Consider the following 377-nt stretch of genomic DNA (forward strand, 5'->3'; position numbering starts at 1 on the left):
GCTGTGGCTCCGCCTTCGCGATATCCACTGGCTGGAAGATAGATGAAGCTTATTGACGGGATAAGCAGGATAAACAAGGATGAGGTATTGCGAAAAGAGGGATAAATGACCCGTTCCGTCCTTGCTGACCTTGATGCCGTCCTCAGCATCGCCCGCCTTGGAACCTTCCGCGCAGCGGCTCTCGACCTTGGAATGTCAACAACGGCCTTGAGCAACTCCATCGCGAAGCTGGAGCAGCGCCTCGGTATCCGGCTGTTCAACAGGACGACGCGAAGCGTGTCCCTGACCGATGCGGGGAAGACGTTTGTAGAACGGGTCGGACCAGCGGTGATCGACATCCGCGACGCAATGCTCGCGGCCCAGTCGCTTCAGGAGAC

At 58.1% G+C, this 377-nt stretch carries 1 protein-coding gene; it reads left to right on the forward strand.

Annotated features, from left to right (window positions below; genetic code table 11):
* Nucleotides 1-105: 105 nt before the first annotated feature.
* Nucleotides 106-377: LysR family transcriptional regulator (locus tag EN824_RS33680; protein ID WP_135933175.1), on the forward strand; the 272-nt coding region annotated here is incomplete at its 3' end.

It is taken from the genome of Mesorhizobium sp. M8A.F.Ca.ET.181.01.1.1, from assembly GCF_004792025.1.
In the GTDB taxonomy this organism is placed as follows: domain Bacteria; phylum Pseudomonadota; class Alphaproteobacteria; order Rhizobiales; family Rhizobiaceae; genus Mesorhizobium.